Genomic DNA, 14,262 nt, shown 5'->3' on the forward strand with positions numbered 1-14,262 from the left:
CAAAACTCAGCTAAAATCAGTAACCACAAACGTTCCTTTAGTAGCGAAATTGCTCATATCTTCAAAAATCCCCTCAACCTCGGAAAGTTTGATATTGCGTGTCACCATTTTCCCTGGTTGTAAACTCCCTAGGGCTACTTGTTCTAAAAGAGGAGCGAATCGACCTCCAGGGATACCGAGTGTTGTGATGAATGATTTTTCATTGAGGACCATGTCATCTACTGGTATTGATATAAAGCCAGCCTCTTTTTTCGTTGTAACTCCAATCTGTAAGTGACGGCCGCCTTTCTTCAAGCTATTAATACCGTTTAGACATGTTTCAGTTATCCCTAATGCATCAACAGAAACGTCGGCTCCGCCTTTTGTAAGTTCTTTTACAGCTTCTACTGGATTGTTATTTCTACTATTGATTGTGTAATGCGCGCCAAGTTTCTTTGCAAGTTCTAAATTATCATCATTTATATCTACCCCAATTACATATGCACCCATTGACGCAGCGATATGAATGGCAGATAAACCAATGCCGCCACACCCATAAACGACAACCTTTTCCCCAGGAAGTACGTGTACACGGTCAATAATTCCATGATATGCAGTCATAAATCGGCAGCCTAGTGCTGCTGCATGAAACCAATATTTTCAGGCAAATGAATCGCATTTCGATCAGCAATAGGTACAGCAACATATTCACCATAACCACCTTGATAGGCTGTTCCCGGCACAAGGAAAGAATCACAGAGATGTGTGTCACCCGCTATACAATATGGGCATGTCCCATCACTTCCGGAAAACGGAATGATTACACGGTCTCCTCGCTTGAAGTTCTTCACATCACTTCCTACTTCCTCCACAACTCCAGAAAACTCATGACCAATAATTGGTTGAATAATACCATGGTCTCCAACCCAAACATGCCAATCACTTCTACAAACACCGTTTGCCATTGTCTTAATTAACATTCCGTCTTTCTTAAATTCTGGGACTGGAACTTCTTTCACTACCGCTTTTTGAACACCTTCAATGACTAATGCCTTCATCAATTTCTCCCCCTTTTTCTATCTCGAAAAATAGTAAATGCTTACACTAAAATTAGGAAGCACTTCATAAATTTTATGTTACACTATTTAATAAAGATAGAATATTCCCATTTCAACAGGGGGTGTATCCCCCAAAAGGAGTGGGTTTGTGGTCAAGCTTCCCTTATTAATGCCTTTCTTGGAATAACTAGTGCTATTTTTTCCTTAATTATTAGGTTCCTCCAAAAACTATGTAAAAAAACCAAGCCCCTAAACCTTAGGACTTGGCTACCATCACATCTAATACAGCGTATTCCCAGCCATCAACTCGGCCTGCTTCACAACCGTCTCCACTGCAATCTTCTGCAAATCAGGTGGATAGCCATACTTTTTCAGCAATCTTCGAACTGTAATCCTCATCTTCGCTCTTGTAGAGTCACGCAAATTCCAGTCGATACTCATATTCTCTTTAATGGCTTTCGTCAGTTCATGGGCAATCACTTTCAAAATATCATCACCTAATACTTGCTCTGCTGTGTCGTGCGAGGCCAGTGCATCATAGAATGCAACTTCCTCCTGTATCATATTTGATCCTTCGCCTGCTTTATAAGAATCGTTCATCTCTTTTGCAAGTTCAATCAGTTCCTCAATGACTTTCGATGTTTCGATTGCGCGTTTGTTGTATTTATTAATCGCCGCATTTAGCATATCCGTGAACTTTTTTGCTTTGTTTTTTTCATTTGCCAACTATCTATTAACATAATAGGCATCGCTTCACAATTTTTTCCAAACGGGATTCCTTTTATTTATCGTGTAAAGTAAACTAAATGCCCCTCTGTTTCCTTTACATCAATACCAAAATCCATACTTAAATCAATGATTTTCTTGCTTAAATTTAAATACTGCACGGCCTTTTCCTCACTTAAATCTGCTTTAATATCATTTATTATCGGAATAGAATAGCGGCCTTCCGAAACACAATATTTTATTAATTGAGAGTCCATTTCTGATTTGTTTAAATCTCTTATTGTAGCATTTACTTTTCCAATATTATAATATAAACTTTTAGAATTAGTTATTAACCAAAATAAAGGTCGTATAATTGTTTGCTCTAAATATAAGTCGTAGTCCTCCAACCTTTTATTGTAGTCTATTTTTATTTGAGGGTCTTCATAATGTAAAAAGTGGGAATCGGTTTTTATATTTGTAATGATTGAGTCATAGTAATTTTCATTTAAATTTTTCATGAAAATATTAATTTTATCCAATCTTTTTTCACTAGTGATATTTACTGTTACATTTGATAAAGCAAATGTTTTAATTGTACGAGTGTTCATTTCACGAACTATCACTCTTTTTTCGTGATCAATAATACTTTTTATATCATGATTAGTATCAACAGCAGAAATAGGAACCGATATTGAATATGAAAGATTATTTTCCAAATCTATAGTTTCGTCTTGAATGAATTTCGTAACCAGTAATTGTTCATTTATATCACTAAAACTTCCTTTGATGTAGTCTTCTGCTTCATCCATATCTTTTTTCATATTTGTATACTGTTCAATTTCGTGTTTAATATATACTTCTTTTAACTTAAGCAAACCATCGTTTAATTCTAATTTAGCTCCCTTATAACCGAAAAATCCAAAGTAGTGTTTAAATTCTTCATAACGTTCAATATATGATTCATTGAAATCAGACACACTACCCATTAAATAACTACTGATTTCCCCCTTTTTTAAATTTTCGAAATACCCAATTTCTGTCGAACACTCAATAAAGAAAAGAAATTCTCTGATTACACCTTCCATCATCATCCACTTACCAACACCATCCGGCATTTTCTCCCAGCTAGTCAACTCTTTACTAGCAGCTACAACAACACTTGGCAAGTCTTTTAAATTACTTAAAATTTGATCACCGAAATTATTAAATATATTTATACTCAAAAAGTCTTTATATTTTTTCCCGTCAACTAAACCTTCTTTATAGACAAGATAATATAAATAGACAGCTAAGGTGAAATTCATTTCAAAAGCCTCTTTTTGAAATTCATCTGAAATAAATGCCCTACTTATAGTATTCTTAAAGTTTTCAACGTCCCTATTATCAATCATTACTTTTAGAACTCTTAATTTTACTAATTTCTTCAGCTTATTTTTTCCTGATTTATTTAAAAACGCTATTTTAATTGAATAGCTTTTAAGAATTAATTCTTTATTATATCCCGGTAAGTAATTGTTTTTATATATTGAATTATACAGTGTTGAATAAATTTGACTTACATAATTTATTTGTGAAGCTTCATTTTCATCCGCAGCATTGTATAAAATCTCAAGTAATTTGTAAACGGATTTTAAAAAGTTTTCATTCATAAATTCAGTTCTATCGATATACTTTAATATTAATCGTATTTCATCCTCTAAAAACACAAATCTTTTTTGTGCCAAAACAAATTCATAAATATTTATTAATAACTCGAGAGCTTCATCTAACTTTCCTTTTTCAAAACATCTCTTAAACAAATCAGCGTTCACTTCATCAATAAAATCTGCAGTTTTTATATGTACTTCTGTTGGTTCATCAACTAAAATAATTTTATATAAGTCTTTAAGAAGAGAAATATTATTCCCTAATACTATGTATGAGTCTTTATCAATCGTTTCAATTGAATGAACATAGATTTGCTCTATTATTTTCTCCATTTTTTTTCCCTCTTCGGCTTTATTGCATGCTCAAGCTTTTTGGTAAAATCGTTAATGATACTTTTTTTAATCTTTTCTTCTATTCTCTCAAAGTTCACTAAAAGTGAAAATGTTTGATGCATTAAAATAATCACTCCGAATAGTGAAATAAATAAGATGAAAATCACGCTAAATAGCAATTCAAAAGCCACATAATAGTAATTCACAAAAATCAAAATCAGAAGGATAAAAATCATTTCTATTTTAGATAGAAATAATGTTTTGTCTTCAATAAACACAAATTTCATTATGTCTTTTCCATATAGCTTTTCTTTTATAAATCCAATTGTTAAAGCGACTAATGCAACACTTATTGAAATTACAACAGCTTGGACTTGCCAAATAGCTAAAATTAGACTTTCTATATTACTCATTTCAATTACTAAAAACTTGATTTGAATTGTGTTAAAAAAACAAGTTCCTATTTGTGCAACTAATAAAAGTAGTATTATTGCAATAAACATTCGAAATATGGATCTTTTTGAAATCATTTTTTCTACCTCTTTATGATTTTTCTTATCATTCTCAGTCTACCAACGTTTAAAGAGTTACACAAGATAACACGTTAACTCACGGCATCTCATGCAACCCTTTTTCTATAAACTGTTTTCTTTATTCAGGTATTCCATTTAATTTAAGTCGAATCATTTGCTGTACTAATGGTAAACTTTCTCGATTTATGTCAACAATCTCTTGAATTACATCTGACGGATTATGAGTGGAAAAAAGTGTATTTGCAAATTCGACTAGTTGTTGCTCCGCTTTCCCCATTTCCAAAAATTCTTTGCTTGGAGTAAAATTCGTTCCGTCCTTATCCCAAGTACCTGTCCAGCTAAAAAGCTCCCTATAGTCCTCGATAAAAATATTAATTGCTGCATTCGTATAAAAAAGAAATTTGATAACCCTCGGTAAAAGTAATATTAGGCATGAGCATTAGATACCTTACGAAAGTGCTTTTATGTTCTGCGTTAATGAAGTACATTGATTTTACTGCAGTTTCTTGTTCTAATAAAAGGCCATCCTTGTAGTTTTCAATGAGGTATGAAATTCTAACTATAATCTTCGAGTCACTATAATGCGCCCAATCCTTCAAAAACCTAAAGTCTCCAGGTTGAATTCTTGCGGATTTATACTTACCTTCTTGATCTCGTTTAGATTCATCCTGTGAAACATGCCCTTAGTTTTCGATTCATTCGTCATTTGAATACCTCCTGCTATTATTAAATCTAAACGCGTTACTAAATAAAGTGACACAATGTTACATCATATCTCCTTCAGATACAGTACCTTGTAACTCTAACGGCCCTTGTTGTAATTAGCGACACGTACCTGTGCGTCAAACAACGACGAACGATTCATTCAATTGAATAAAAATACAAAGTAGCCAGACAGAAGCCCGGGAATCTATTTTTATCGTATTATTATCAAATCGCACTGAGTTGACTGAATAGTTCTTCGAACAGGTACCTAACACTCTTAAGTTCTTTTATATCTGATAATTATATACTTTGATTAGTTGGATTAGTTCGATATATATCGTATAATAAGAACAAACATTCCAGTAGTTGAAGTGAATGTCTAGGTTGGGGAATTCCTATGAAAGGAGAATAACAATGGATAAGGGAGATGTGATTTCGTATGTAAAGCAATTCTATCCTAACACTGCGACAAAAGATGTTGCAAAATCATTAAATTTAAGTTTAAGTCAAGTTCGGACACTGGCGAAACAGCATAATGTAACAAAATGTATTAAATATAAACTAGAATTGCAGAAGCAGCTAGTTGTTAGTAGGAAAAAATGGTATGAAGATAATATCCCTACATTTGAGCCGACTCACTTTCAGGAGCAAATTCTATTCGGAAGCTTACTTGGCGATGGCTATATTAGTAAAGGAGCGGAAAGAAGTACCAATTTTTATTATCAAGAACATTTCGGGGAAAAACAACGGAAGTATCGGGAATGGAAATTATCTCAGTTAAATGATTTGAACTTTACGATTAAAGGAAATTTCTTACGTTCTGCTAGTCACCCATATTTTAAGAAACTTCATCCTACTCTATATCCAAATGATATTAAATCGTTAAGTAAAGAATTTATTTCACAGTGTACCCATCCAATATTTTTAGCTATGCTTTATCTCGATGATGGTAGTTTAACAATATCCTATACGTATAATGAGCAGAGTAATACTGTATATTGTCATCCGAGTATTATTTTATATACCCTGAATCTGACAATTCTTGAAAACAAATTATTAGCTAATCATCTAAATAAAACCTTTGATACCTGCTTTGTTATTTCCGGCCACCCTGACGGTCATAAAAGTTTGTTAAAAATCAATAAAGAATCGGAAGTTAGACATTTGTTAAATACCATATCGCCCTATGTCAAAAATATTCCTTCTGTAGAGTATAAAACAAACGTGGAATTAAACGTCAATTTAAAAACTAATTATATTTATAAGAAGTATGGTCAGAACGTTAACATAGTAATTAGCTCTTCCGAAAGAAATAAAGCGTATACTTCGGAAGAAATAGAACTTATAATTAAATTGAAAAAGGCTAATGTCACTGATCAAACCATTGCAGATAGACTAGGAAGAACGTATTGGTCAGTTGTGTATAAAATTAGTGAGTTGCGGAAAAAGTCTTTGTTATAGGATATAATTTAGAGGGTTATTTCATATTTCAAACGAAAAACGCGGCCGTTAGCTCGGATTGCGTTTCTTTCTATCTATTTAACATAATAGGCACATTAACATCTTCGGTGTACAATAGCATTTGTGTCTCACTAAAAATAATACATTAGATTTTCAACCTCTTCACTTCCCGCACTTCTTCTTTCCCTAATCAATTTACAAACCTCAATTGTAAATCTATCACATTTCCCCAATATTTCAGATGCCATTAAATCAGCTTCAATTTCAGTAGATCTATCTTTATAATGTATTTTTTTCTCGTCTTCAAAAATTTCTTTTGTTAGTCTTCCCTGTTTAATTTGTAGAACATGAATTAATTCGTGCGCAAGAAGATAACTAATGGTAATATTAATTATCCTATCAAAAGCTTCCTTACTATATACTTTTGCAAAAGAGTTATTAATATAGTCAGAGATGTTTTGTGTATAGAAAAATACATTTTTTGCGTATTTCCATCCAGACTCAGGTAACGTGCAGGCACACTTATTTTCTATAACGTAGCCATCTCGATCTCTTGCATATTCTTCAGTTTCTATAGTGTAAGGTATTCCTATAATATCCAACTCGTTTTTCAAACTACTATGAAAATCATTCATAGATTCACTATTTATAATTCCACTTATTTCCGCTGTGTTAGTTATAAATGAACTCAATGCCACTTTTCAGTTCTCCTTTTTTATAATTAAAATATCTAATCTCAATTCTTCTAATATTATATACTCAAGTATTAAAAACACGGTCGCTTTCGCGGACCGTGTTTTGTAATTGTTATTAACGAAGAAGTTGTAGAACCCCTTGTGGTTGTTGGTTGGCTTGCTTTGCCGCTATGTCTTTCGATCATAGAATAGACTATATCATCACCCACAGCATAACCTGTTTGGGGCTGGGCGCTTCGGACGGTGTTGCTTGTCCTACGGATTTCATCGTCATAGCCGTAAGCCTTAGACGGTATATCCTAGTCGTTGAACCTTCTCCAGAGTTTCCTCACAGGAGCTTGGCTGCTGATTGTCCATTGTTTCATCCTCATCATTTTCAGACCATCACGCTGACCGTTTCCAGTTACGTTGTGGTTGATGAGGCTTTAGGAAGTTCCAGCAATTCACCCAGTTGTGCTCTTACCCGTTACCCGATAAGACGCCCGTTCACAACATTAACGAAGAAGTTGTAATACTCCTTGCGGTACTTGCTGTGCTTGAGCCAACATTGCTTGTGCTGCTTGTGATAGGATTGAGTTCTTTGTTTGGTTCATCATTTCTTTCGCCATCGTGCGAACATTTACTTTCATAAATGACTAGACTATATCTTCACCCTCAACATGATTTGTTTGGGGTCGGGCACTTCGGATTCACAATGCTGATGACCATTGTTTCACCTATGGATTTCATCATCGTAGCTTTCGCCTTAGATGGTCTATCCTAGTCGTTGAACCTTCTCCACTCTTTCGAAACAGGAGCTTGGCTGCTGATTGCCCAATCTCTCTTCTTTTCAACCATTCACGCTTGCCGTTTCCAGCTACGTTGTAGGGAAGTGAGTTTTAGGGGTTTCCAGCAATTCACCCGATAATTATCTCTAGCCGTTACCAGCTAGGACGACTGTGCTTGTTACTGCAATTAAGCGGCTTCAGCATAATCTACGTCACGGATACGAGATTCCGCAGCTGTTAGGTTTTCAGAAGATGTGTTCAAGTTGTTGATTGTGTGTTCTAAACGGTTTTGGTTAGCACCTAATTTGGAACGCTCGCCAGATACACTCTCAATAGCATTATTGATAGCTGTGATTGCAGATTGTGCTCCTTGACTAGTTGACAAATCAACTTTATCCAAACCAAGAGCCTTTGCACTCATATCACCAATACCCAATTTAGTTATTTGTCCTTCGTTTGCACCAATTTGGAACGTTTCAGCATTATTTGTCACAGTTGCTGTCGCTGCAGTAGCACCGGTAAGTACACCAAGGGCACCTTTAAATGCTTCAGAATTCAATTGTATTTTTAAACCACCAACTTCAAATACACCATTCTTGGATGTAGTACCAGAAACCAAAGTTTCAACAGTTCCGCTAGCATTCGATAGGGTCGTTGCTGCACTTGTTTTTGCTTCAAGACTAAATTTCGCTTCACCTGTAGAAGCCACTGCATTTGCTGCAACTTTAAAGACTACGCCACCTGTTCCAGTTAACGATGCTGCAGCATTAGCAGCTACAGAAGCGTTGGAAGCAACTACTTTACCGGACGCATCTTGCAAATCTAGTTTGAAGTTACCACCACCTGCATCAGAGGAAATTAGTTTGTAATCACCAAGTTCCAAGTTTTCCAAATCCGCATCCACTGCAGTAACTACGTCAGTAGCTGCATCAAACCCTGTAATAGTAGATGAGCCAACCGTAACTCCCAACTTGATATCGGCAGCAGCAGTTGCTTTGAAATTGTAAACACCTGCGGTCATACTGTCATTTGAAACAGTAACTTTTGAAACACCAGTAGTGGAAGAAGCGGCTGCAACAGCCAAGTCTCCATTCAAAAGTTTCTTTGAATTGAACTCAGTAGTATCACGGATACGGTCGATTTCTTGAGTTAACTGGTTAACTTCTTTTTGAATCTCCCCACGGTCTGTACCCGTGTTCGTTCCGTTAGCAGATTGAGTAGCTAATTCACGCATGCGTTGAAGTATATCATGAGTTTCGTTCAATGCACCTTCAGCAGTTGCAATCATAGAAATAGCATCTTGTGAGTTTTTAGAAGCTTGGTCCAACCCACGAATCTGTCCACGCATCTTCTCAGAAATCGCAAGACCAGCTGCATCGTCCCCAGCTTTGTTAATACGAAGACCTGAAGCTAGTTTCTCCATTGATTTTGATTGTGCATTAGTTGCACTGTTCAACTGACGGTGTGTGTTAAGTGCTGCGATGTTGTGATTAATTCTCATTATAATTTCCTCCTTGAATGTATGTTGCTCACGTCCTTGTGAGCACATTTTTTTATACCGAAGAGACCGGGCCGGCCGAACCCCGTTTTCCTCGCTACAATTCTATTATCGGATTCCCTTTTAAAATGTTTAATAGAAATGAATAATTTTTATAAAATGGTGCCAGTTACCGCACAATTAGAAAATTAAGAATTGTGTCGGTAACTGGCACCCGGTGTTCTATTTCTTTTCGTTTTTGAGAAAGTCCATGAAACCGTCTATTTTGACTGCTTCAGTGTTGGACTCTGACACTTCTTTTAGTAGTTCTCCTCGCAAGATGGTGACATTTTTAGGTGCGTTGATGGCGATTCGGACTTGGTCGCCTTTGATTTCACTAATGGTTATTTCAATTTCATCTCCGAGCCAGATAGATTCACCTTTTTTTCGAGATAGTACGAGCATTCCGTCACCCCTTGTCTTTCTGCATGTTGGCTTTGATGGCATATCTAATTGGATAGTCCGCGTTTTCCAGAATGCATTGTTTTGCTTTTTTAGATTTAGTATTGATGATGACGGGTGCTTTTAAGTTTACAGTTGAGGCGTTGAATGGTTCTTTGACTGTGACGATTGTTAAGACGATGATGTCTTCTTCGGATTTTATATTCAGGGTCTCTACGGTTGATTCATCCAAATCGATAGTATAGTCGTTTGTGAATAAGTAGGGATTTGCTGTTACAAAACCTATTTCTTTAGAATTTATGGATTGGAGAATTTGATAGACTTCATTTCCTTCTATAGAGAGTAAGATAAAGTTTTTTTCGTTTTCGAAGCCTGGTAAGCCGTTTTCGAATGTGAGGATTTCGGATTCGGATGCTTCTACTTGTCCTAGGATGGTGGATTGGATTTTCATAGATTTTTTCTCCTTTTGGGGTGTCGGTTACTGCACCCGGCATTTGCTAGCAGTAGTTAGACTTTCCAATCAATCTGAATGGATGGTTTTTGAAGTAACTCTGTTGTTACTTTTCCTGGTGTGTATGTATGGATTGGTTTATTCGCTGTACTGTTATTGATCACTTTTTGTAGTTCCACTCGAATATCCACACTGCCCGGCTCGAACGAAACTTTTACACTGCCATAGGACGGAATGAACTTGATACTTAAACTGCTATAGGGTTGCCTAAATGCTCTTTCGGCAAATGTCTGAATCGAATTTCCCCCATTTTCAATCTTCATCATTTCACTACCATCTTGTGCACGGCGGGCGATTCCATTAGAGACTTCTGAACGAGCATACTGCGCGACTTCTTCTGTACGACGGGCGGGACTTTTTAAATCCATGTCGGCGCGGGCTTGTGTGGTATCTATGGATAGCCTCGATTTTGTTGTGTTGATTGTCATTTCTGCTTTTGGTTGTTGGATGTCCAGGGTTGCTTTTGGTTGCTCAATTTGTTGGGTTGGTTTTTGGGTGGTCAAGCCTAGTTGTGCTTTTGTTGTTGTTACTTGCAGTTGTGGGATGTTCATTTTTCTCATCCTTTGAAAAAACGATCTTCCACATGGATAGATCGTTTTTCTATTTTATCGTAAAAAATCTACAAGTGATGGTTGGATTATACGTGAACCAACAGAAAGCGCGGCACGATGGATTGATTCTAATGTTAGCATTTCAGTGATTGCTTTTTCATAGTCAATGTCTTCGTTTTCGCTCATTTGTTTTTTTGCTGCGGCTTCTTGAGAATCTAGACGATTGCTCATCATTTCAACACGATTTTGGCGTGCACCGATGTCGGCGCGTGTTGTTAGTACTTTGTCCATATTGGCGTCGACATCTGCAATTGCAGCGCTGAAGTCTGGGTCTCCTTTAAATCCTTCAAACATAGCATTTATTCCTTGAAAAAGTGTTACTACATTTGCATTTACATTCATGGTGACACCGTCAAAAACTTCTACATCGACACTTTTTTCAAAGGCTGTTGAGTCAACCGGGAATCCAGTTCCTTGTTTATCATAGAGTGGAGTAGCAGTCTTCGTTCCACTGAAAATATACTTATCTCCGACTTTTGTATTTGCCATGTCTTGAATATGCATTTGCAGTTGTTCTAGTTCACTTTGCACCTTCGCTTTGTCTTCTGGTGTCATTGTTCCATTCGCTGCACTTGTAACAAGTTCCCTTGCACGGTGCATGGCTTGTCCGACTTTATCGAGTGCATCATCCGAGCTGTCGAGGTAGTTGTGCACTTCCCCTAAGTTGCGTTGGTATTGGGCAACTTTGTCGACTTGCATGCGGTAGCCCATGCCTTTCATCGCGACGACGGGGTCATCTGATGGACGGTTTACTTTTTTTCCTGTATTAATTTGTTCCTGTACCTTGCCCATATTATTGTAGCTCGTGGAGAGATTCCTCAGCATATTATTGGATAGCATTGACTGTGTTACGCGCATTTAGGTGATGCTCCTTTCTTACATTCCTACTCGGCCCATGCCGTTGATGATTTTGTCGAGGGTTTCGTCTACGACGGTGATCATACGAGCGGATGCGTTGTAGGCTTGTTGGAATCTGATCATGTCTGTCATTTCTTCGTCCAGTGAGACGGAGCTGATGGATGCACGTCGGTGTTCGACGGCTCCTAGTAATGTTGTCGTATTGAAGGTCATTCGTTCAGCTTGTTGGCCGTCTACACCGAGTTGGCCTATGATGCCTTGGAAGTAGGTTTGGATGGTTGAGCCATCTTCCATTATCGCCTTGAACTGCACGTTTCCTAGTTCAAGTGCTTTTTTTCCGTTACCTTCTTCATTTACCTTATCTGAGGCATTAATTAAACCAGGGTCGGCAATTATTTTTTCATTGACAGCAATAGTAGATGCGGAAGCCCCTGTAAAAAAGTTATCTTCTTTTATTCTGGCAGCAAGAGGTGGATTAGTTGGAAGTGGCTCGCCTGCAGAATGGGTAGTATTAAACTCTTTCAAAAATGCTGCCGCCATTTTGTTTAACTCAGCAAGCATTCCCGGGTACATGCCTTTTCCATCATCCGTACCATATGAATTCATCAATGATTTCATTTTTCCTAGATTTAGTAATTTCGCATGTCCAACTAGCTCTTCATTGCCATCAATCTTCGTGATTTTCATTCCAATGATTGGTAGATTGCTCTTTGTAGTATCCTCAATTAGTGGTTTTGGGTTCGTTTCTACAGTTGCAAATTTGTCACCTTTAACAAGTTCAACAGGTACCCCGTTAACTTTCATGGTAACAGTCACCGAACCTTCAGCAATCGCCAATGCACGTCCACCTGATGGCATGTTATCCGTTTCAATCGGGAAGTAACTAGATAGTTCATCCAAAAGTGCATCTCGTGCATCGTATAAGTCATTTGGTAAATAACCGTTCGGTTCGACTTGCTTAATCTGCGCATTGAGCTCTGAAATTTGTTTAAGGATAGAGTTGACTTGACCTGTTGACACACCGATTTCATTTCCTAGGTTTGTCTGGATTTCCGTCAATGATTTGTGCATGTAGTTGAACGAGTCTGCAACTGCTTCACCACGCTGAACGACGACCGCACGTGCACCGCCGTTTTCAGGGTTGACGGCGAGGTCTTGCAGCGATTGCCAGAATTCACTGAGTGATTTCTGGAGTCCGTATGCAGAAGGCTCGTTCATGACGTCTTCCATTTGAGAAATCGCTTTTGTTTGGGAATCCCAATAGCCTAGCTTGTTGGATTCCTGTCTGAATTGATCGTCGACGAAGCCGTCACGAATACGTTGAATGGAACCTGCTTGAACACCTGTTCCAAGGAAACCGGGCATCGTGCCTGCACTTAGTCCAACGCCTGGGAATCCGCCTGTTGCTTCCATGTTGACACGTTGGCGTGAGTAACCGGGCGTGTTGGCATTACTGATGTTGTGTCCTGTTGTATAGAGCGCGGATTGCTGTGTGAACAAGCCGCGTTTACTTGTCTCAAGTCCCATAAATGTAGACATTCATTTACCTCCTCAGGCATTTGTATCGAAAGTTGGTTGTTCTTTCGATACTTTTCTTCCGTTAATTTCGGGTTTTGAGTAGTTGACCGCTTCTAGGCGCGGCCGGACCATGTCCAGCGACAGATTCACGAACTGAAGTGATTGGTACGTCAACTTCTGATTGAGGTCGTTTTGCCATTTCAAGTCATGAATCGCATGCAGGAGACGTTCCCTCGCCTCCTCAAGGCTTTTCTTGTCCGCTTCCGGTGTAGCGTCGAGTAAATCGGCAACCGTCGGATTTTGCGGCACTGATCGTCCTTGATCAGTTAGGTATTTTACAACATTCAGTTGCCTCTGATTGTCCATTTGAACAATGGCAGCTAAGTGGGCTTGCTCGTCTTTTAACAATTGGTCGAGTTTTTCCATGTCCCCGTTCTTGATATGAACAGTTTTGTCGTATGCAAGCCTTAGCAGACTTCTATGAAGTTTTTCCAGGCTGTCAAGTGACGCCAAAATTAGTGTGATAGACATGTATGTTCCTGCTTTCATTTACATAGTTTTTTACGGTTTGAAGTACTTCACCAGATTATTCGCAAGCTGTTCGGGTTTCACTTCGTACGTTCCCGCTTGGACTTGAGCTTTTAGTTGCTGAACGCGTTCGTTACGCCCAGCGGTGAATGAAGAAACTTCCGACAGTTGTTTTGCTTCAGATGAAATTTCAATTTTATCCGTTTTCATCTTCGCTTTCTGCTCGGTTTGTTCCGCTTTTAACTGATTTGTTTTGTACGGGTTAATGACAGGCGGCGTGAATTTTTGAATTTTCATCGGCTATCGTCCCTTTCGTTTAGTTTTTATATAGTGTATGGACCTCTTCTCTCTTTATTTCGGCATAAATCTTTGAACGTTTAGGGTCAATAGTACGAAAAATCCGGCCAGTTCA

At 37.7% G+C, this 14,262-nt stretch carries 16 protein-coding genes and 2 pseudogenes; 2 read left to right on the forward strand and 16 right to left on the reverse strand.

The genetic code is table 11. From position 1 onward, the window contains the following. Positions 1-6: 6 nt before the first annotated feature. The 6 genes and pseudogenes from AC25Y6_RS11060 to AC25Y6_RS11085 form a co-directional block, all read right to left on the reverse strand. Entirely contained in the window at positions 7-600 is a 594-nt protein-coding gene (locus tag AC25Y6_RS11060; protein WP_488143056.1) for a zinc-binding dehydrogenase, read from the reverse strand. An 11-nt stretch (positions 601-611) separates the two neighbouring features. Next, a complete protein-coding gene (locus tag AC25Y6_RS11065; RefSeq protein WP_488143057.1) occupies positions 612-1,037 on the reverse strand; it encodes an alcohol dehydrogenase catalytic domain-containing protein in 426 nt (141 codons plus the stop codon). A 279-nt stretch (positions 1,038-1,316) separates the two neighbouring features. Next, a pseudogene (locus tag AC25Y6_RS11070) lies at positions 1,317-1,745 on the reverse strand (type I restriction enzyme endonuclease domain-containing protein); the annotation flags it as partial. Between the two features lie 77 nt (positions 1,746-1,822). Next, positions 1,823-3,724, reverse strand: a complete 1,902-nt coding sequence (locus tag AC25Y6_RS11075) for a hypothetical protein (RefSeq protein ID WP_488143058.1) — start codon at positions 3,722-3,724, stop codon at positions 1,823-1,825. Beyond that, the gene (locus AC25Y6_RS11080) at positions 3,712-4,254 is read right to left on the reverse strand and encodes a hypothetical protein (protein WP_488143059.1); all 543 of its coding nucleotides are present in this window, start codon (positions 4,252-4,254) and stop codon (positions 3,712-3,714) included. The genes AC25Y6_RS11075 and AC25Y6_RS11080 overlap by 13 nt, the downstream gene beginning before the upstream one ends. 121 nt (positions 4,255-4,375) lie before the next feature. After that, positions 4,376-4,534, reverse strand: coding sequence for a hypothetical protein (locus AC25Y6_RS11085; RefSeq protein WP_488143060.1), 159 nt, complete (start codon positions 4,532-4,534; stop codon positions 4,376-4,378). 842 nt (positions 4,535-5,376) lie between these two features. Between AC25Y6_RS11085 and AC25Y6_RS11090 the strand changes: the two genes are divergently transcribed. Further along, positions 5,377-6,423, forward strand: a complete 1,047-nt coding sequence (locus AC25Y6_RS11090; RefSeq protein ID WP_488143061.1) for an endonuclease — start codon at positions 5,377-5,379, stop codon at positions 6,421-6,423. 131 nt (positions 6,424-6,554) lie between these two features. Here the strand turns inward: AC25Y6_RS11090 and AC25Y6_RS11095 are convergent, their stop codons facing one another. After that, the gene (locus tag AC25Y6_RS11095; protein ID WP_488143062.1) at positions 6,555-7,121 is read right to left on the reverse strand and encodes a hypothetical protein; all 567 of its coding nucleotides are present in this window, start codon (positions 7,119-7,121) and stop codon (positions 6,555-6,557) included. Positions 7,122-7,612: 491 nt separating this feature from the next. Next, positions 7,613-7,726 (reverse strand): annotated as a pseudogene (locus AC25Y6_RS11100) (flagellin); the annotation flags it as partial. Between the two features lie 23 nt (positions 7,727-7,749). Here AC25Y6_RS11100 and AC25Y6_RS11105 point away from each other — a divergent pair. Beyond that, complete coding sequence (locus AC25Y6_RS11105; protein ID WP_488143063.1) at positions 7,750-7,881, forward strand: hypothetical protein; 132 nt, start codon at positions 7,750-7,752, stop codon at positions 7,879-7,881. A 191-nt stretch (positions 7,882-8,072) separates the two neighbouring features. Here the strand turns inward: AC25Y6_RS11105 and AC25Y6_RS11110 are convergent, their stop codons facing one another. From AC25Y6_RS11110 to flgM, 8 genes are all read right to left on the reverse strand, one after another. Further along, complete coding sequence (locus AC25Y6_RS11110; protein ID WP_488143064.1) at positions 8,073-9,386, reverse strand: flagellin N-terminal helical domain-containing protein; 1,314 nt, start codon at positions 9,384-9,386, stop codon at positions 8,073-8,075. A gap of 219 nt (positions 9,387-9,605) precedes the next feature. After that, positions 9,606-9,827 (reverse strand): carbon storage regulator CsrA, encoded by a 222-nt coding sequence (csrA, locus tag AC25Y6_RS11115; RefSeq protein WP_488143065.1) that lies wholly within the window; start codon positions 9,825-9,827, stop codon positions 9,606-9,608. A gap of 4 nt (positions 9,828-9,831) precedes the next feature. Beyond that, entirely contained in the window at positions 9,832-10,275 is a 444-nt protein-coding gene (fliW, locus tag AC25Y6_RS11120; protein ID WP_488143066.1) for a flagellar assembly protein FliW, read from the reverse strand. Positions 10,276-10,331: 56 nt separating this feature from the next. Beyond that, positions 10,332-10,886, reverse strand: coding sequence for a DUF6470 family protein (locus AC25Y6_RS11125; RefSeq protein ID WP_488143067.1), 555 nt, complete (start codon positions 10,884-10,886; stop codon positions 10,332-10,334). Positions 10,887-10,940: 54 nt separating this feature from the next. Continuing rightward, positions 10,941-11,804, reverse strand: a complete 864-nt coding sequence (gene flgL, locus AC25Y6_RS11130) for a flagellar hook-associated protein FlgL (protein ID WP_488143068.1) — start codon at positions 11,802-11,804, stop codon at positions 10,941-10,943. Between the two features lie 18 nt (positions 11,805-11,822). After that, positions 11,823-13,343: a flagellar hook-associated protein FlgK gene (flgK, locus tag AC25Y6_RS11135; protein WP_488143069.1), complete on the reverse strand. Its 1,521-nt coding sequence runs from the start codon at positions 13,341-13,343 to the stop codon at positions 11,823-11,825. A 12-nt stretch (positions 13,344-13,355) separates the two neighbouring features. Next, positions 13,356-13,853, reverse strand: a complete 498-nt coding sequence (locus AC25Y6_RS11140) for a flagellar protein FlgN (protein WP_488143070.1) — start codon at positions 13,851-13,853, stop codon at positions 13,356-13,358. A gap of 30 nt (positions 13,854-13,883) precedes the next feature. Next, a complete protein-coding gene (gene flgM / locus AC25Y6_RS11145) occupies positions 13,884-14,147 on the reverse strand; it encodes a flagellar biosynthesis anti-sigma factor FlgM (protein ID WP_488143071.1) in 264 nt (87 codons plus the stop codon). Between the last annotated feature and the right edge of the window lie 115 nt (positions 14,148-14,262).

This window comes from Sporosarcina sp. Y1004, from assembly GCF_057669665.1.